The 1061-nt window shown below is 39.1% G+C and carries 1 protein-coding gene; it reads right to left on the bottom strand.

Annotated elements, in window-relative coordinates; translation table 11 throughout:
- A partial coding sequence (locus tag ACFIKE_RS11210) for an autotransporter outer membrane beta-barrel domain-containing protein (RefSeq protein ID WP_375650013.1) occupies positions 1-1043 on the bottom strand: 1043 nt, incomplete at its 3' end.
- Positions 1044-1061 lie beyond the last annotated feature (18 nt).

The following is a 1061-nucleotide window of genomic DNA, read 5'->3' as shown; positions in this document are numbered from 1 at the left end:
CCTTTGTTTTGCGTCAAACGTCCGCCAATACGGAGCAACCATTGATGAGGTTTGCTTATGTCTATTTTAGAGTTATCACCATCTGATTTAGAGTTATCGTCATCTGAGAAAGAGCTCCTATCTGATAAAGAACCAAGCATGAGACGTTGATACACAAGTTGTGCTTGCGGTTCTAGGATTACACCTTCCAAACTGGTTGACAGTTTTTGACCAATAGTTGCAGCGGCTCCTAATGTTTTACTATTCTTCACTTTTGAGGTATGTTTGATGAGAGCTGTGGCGTTATCTTCTTTGAAAATTCCATAAGAGAGAAATGCACTTGCATAGATGCCACTGTCATGCTGAATATTTCCATATGCGGTGAGTGACCATTTATCAAACATATTTTTTTGAAAGCTCTCCTTGTTTTTAGGAGTAAAAGATAATTTTCCGTATGTTCCGAAAAGGCCAAAGTTGCTGCTGATATTTTGATCTTTTAGCGCTATTAATGTTGCTCCTGCTTGCAATGCAGCATAGCGAATATCTGCTTGGACACCATCTTGTTCTGCTTGAACCTTGGAAGAAAACGTGCTCTTATTGCCATAAGAGGATAAGAAAACGCTTCTTTCTGGATGATCTTTGGGTTCAAACATTGTTATTTGCATATTGTCTAACAAGATATTTTGATTGTTGACATCACTAAACCCAACAGCAAACATTGCGATAGGCATGACTAAAGAGCTTTCTTCTTGTGGTGTAAGAATTGTTCTTTTTGCTGTCCCTTCAAGAGAAGTAGAAGCTGCGGTTGCTTTATCATCATCTGTAAGTTTAGAGGTGCTCTCGGTATCAGCGGTAGCGCTTCTCCTAACTTTTGTCGGTAATTTCACATGAGCTTTTGCGGATGTGTTAAGAGTCGTTTTTTCTGCTTGCGTTGGTGTGTTTATTAAATCAAGGGCATGGTGTGTTTGAGGGCTTAGACCAGAGGCAATACTGGTAGATGTGAAGTTAAAAGAAGAAAAAAACAAAGCACAAGCGGCTGTACATAACAAAAGATTCTTATGCATAGAGATGTTCCTTAAGAT

This window comes from Bartonella sp. MU70NMGDW, assembly GCF_042194085.1.
In the GTDB taxonomy this organism is placed as follows: Bacteria; Pseudomonadota; Alphaproteobacteria; order Rhizobiales; family Rhizobiaceae; genus Bartonella; species Bartonella grahamii.
This window is presented reverse-complemented; position numbering and strand designations above follow the sequence as displayed.